Raw genomic sequence first — 2,674 nt, 5'->3', positions numbered from 1 at the left:
CGGCGGCGGCCCGGACGAGGCCGACGGCGGCGCGCGGCCACAGGGCGAGCGGGTCCGCCGGCGCCGGGGCGTGGCCCCGCGCGGCCATCCCGCGCGCCAGGCCCGACTCGAGCATGGCGTAGACGCGCTCGAGGAACGGGCCCAGCACAGGGGCCTCGGCCGCGGCGGGGGACGGGGCGACGGCGAACGCGTACACCTCGGGCGACGTCGCCGCGACCGTGAGATACACCTCGACCATGCGACGCAGCGCCTCGGGTTCGGAGACCGGTTCGTCCGCGACCTCGAGCAGGCGGCGCTCCATGTGTGCGGTGACCCGCTCGGACACCGCCAGGCGCAGGCCCTCGCGGTCGCCGAAATAGCGGTAGTAGACGGTCTTGGAGGTGCCCGCGTGGGACGCGATCTCCTCCATCGAGGCGTGTGCGCCCAGGGCGTGCACGGCCGACCGGGCGGCCCGGACCAGTTCCAGACGGCGCTCGGCGCGGTGCCGGTCCCAGCGGACGCTGCGACCGTCCCGGGCGGTGGACGTGACGGGATTCACGAAACCGAGCGTATCAGGTACCGTGGATCACAGTCACCCACCCCGCCGACGTCCGTATCGTCCGTATCGTCCGGGGTGACAACGCCCCCGCCGCGTCGGCGGTGGGCCCGCCGTCGAGAGGACCGTCATGACCCACCACGAGACCCCCGCGTCCGAGACCGCCTCCCGCCCCGCCGTCGCCGGCGGAGCGCTGCGCCCCGCCGTCATCCTGGGCGGCAACCGCATCCCGTTCGCCCGTGCCAACACCGCCTACGCCGAGGTCGGGAACCAGGAGATGCTCACGGCCACGCTCGACGGCCTCATCGCGCGGTTCGGGCTCCAGGGCGAGCGCCTCGGTCAGGTCACCGCCGGCGCCGTCCTCAAGCACCCGCGCAACTTCAACCTCACCCGCGAGGCCGTCCTGGGCTCCGCGCTCTCCGCCGCGACCCCGGCCGCCGACGTCCAGGTGGCCTGCGCCACCGGCATGGAGGCCCTGGGCACCCTGGCCAACAAGATCCGGCTCGGCCAGCTCGACTCCGCCATCGGCGGCGGCGTGGACTCGATCTCGGACGCCCCCGTCTCGCTCTCCGACGGTGCGCGCCGCGTGCTGCTGCAGCTCAACACCGCCAAGACCACGAAGGACCGCCTGCGCGCCCTCGCCCAGCTGCGCCCCGGGCAGCTCGTGCCCGAGCCGGCCGGCGCGGGCGAGCCGCGCACCGGCATGTCCATGGGCGAGCACCAGGCCCTGACCACCCACAAGTGGGGCATCACCCGTCAGGCCCAGGACGAGCTCGCCGCGGCCTCCCACCGGAACCTCGGCGCCGCGTACGCCGCCGGGTACATGGACGATCTGGTGACCCCGTTCCACGGCCTGGCCCGCGACAACAACCTCCGCCCCGACTCCACGCCGGAGAAGCTGGCCGGCCTGAAGCCCGCGTTCGGTCGCCAGCTGGGGGACGAGGCGACCATGACGGCGGCCAACTCCACCCCGCTCACCGACGGCGCCTCCGCGGTGCTGCTCTCCTCCGAGGAGTGGGCCGCCGAGCGCGGGCTTCCCGTGCTCGCCGAGTTCGTGGACATGGAGAACGCCGCCGTGGACTTCGTCGACGGGCACGAGGGCCTGCTCATGGCCCCCGCCTACGCCGTCCCGCGCCTGCTGGCCCGGCACGGGCTCACCCTCGACGACCTCGACTTCGTGGAGATCCACGAGGCGTTCGCCGGCACCGTCCTGTCCACGCTCGCCGCCTGGGAGGACGAGGAGTACTGCCGCGAGCGCCTCGGGCTGCCGGGTGCGCTGGGCTCGGTGGACCGCGCCCGGCTCAACGTGCACGGCTCCTCGTTGGCGGCCGGTCACCCCTTCGCCGCGACCGGCGGCCGCATCGTCGCCCTGCTGGCCAAGATGCTGCATGAGAAGGGGGAGGGCTCTCTCGGCCTCATCTCCGTCTGTGCCGCCGGCGGCCAGGGCATCGTCGCCCTGCTGCGCGGCCGCTGAGCCCCGACCGACCCGATCCGAGAGGACCGACCATGACCGACCGTTACGGCACCTTCGTCGCCTCGCCCCTGGGCCGCCGCCTCACCGGCGCCCTGGGCCTGCCTCAGCCCGTCGAGCTGCGCCGGCACACCCCCGGCGACCCCGTGCTGCCCGGCTCCGTGCTCGTCCTGGGCGCGACCCCCGCAGCCGCGGACGCCCGCACCCTCTTGGCCTCGTGGGGCCTCGAGGTTGCCGACGCCCCCCGGGAGGGCGCCCGCCACGCGGCGATCGTCGCGTGCTTCGACGGGGTCGCCACGCCCGCGGACCTCGGCGCGGTGGCGCTGGAGATCGGCGGCGCGCTGCGCTCGCTGGGCTCCTCCTCGCGCGTGGTGACGGTGTTCGAGGACCCCGAGTCCGCCACGGACCCGACCCTGCGCGCCGCCCGCCAGGGCGTGACGGGCCTGACCCGCTCCATCGCGCACGAGATGCGCCGCGGCGGCACGGCCAACGGCCTGGTCCTGGGCGAGGGCGTTCCGCTCACCGCCCCCGGTGCGGCCGGCGCGCTGGCGTTCCTGCTCTCCGGCCGCGCGGCGTACGTCTCCGGCCAGTTCGTGCCCGTCGCCACCGCCGACGGCGCTGTCCCCGCCGACGCGGCGCGCCCGCTGGCCGGCAAGGTCTCCTGTTCG

General features: G+C 75.4%; 2 protein-coding genes and 1 pseudogene. 2 read left to right on the top strand and 1 reads right to left on the bottom strand.

The features are described from left to right. Positions 1-538: TetR/AcrR family transcriptional regulator (locus SJ20_RS03195; RefSeq protein WP_044658925.1), on the bottom strand; the 538-nt coding region annotated here is incomplete at its 3' end. A gap of 127 nt (positions 539-665) precedes the next feature. On the opposite strand from SJ20_RS03195, the gene SJ20_RS03190 reads away from it, so the two are divergent. Together SJ20_RS03190 and SJ20_RS03185 are read left to right on the top strand one after the other, a co-directional pair. Next, positions 666-2,009 carry an acetyl-CoA C-acetyltransferase gene (locus tag SJ20_RS03190; protein WP_044658924.1) on the top strand — a complete coding sequence of 448 codons (1,344 nt, stop codon included), beginning with the start codon at positions 666-668 and terminating at the stop codon, positions 2,007-2,009. A 32-nt stretch (positions 2,010-2,041) separates the two neighbouring features. Further along, positions 2,042-2,674 (top strand): annotated as a pseudogene (locus SJ20_RS03185) (3-oxoacyl-ACP reductase); the annotation flags it as partial.

The sequence above is a fragment of the Micrococcus sp. MS-ASIII-49 genome, from assembly GCF_000946635.1.
GTDB lineage: Bacteria > Actinomycetota > Actinomycetes > Actinomycetales > Micrococcaceae > Micrococcus > Micrococcus luteus.
The sequence above is the reverse complement of the archived record's forward strand: the minus strand, read 5'-3'. Positions and strand labels throughout refer to the sequence as shown.

Coding starts and splice junctions, on each gene's coding strand:
- SJ20_RS03190 (WP_044658924.1), top strand. CDS start 666: ATGACCCACCACGAGACCCCCGCGTCCGAGACCGCCTCCCGCCCCGCC.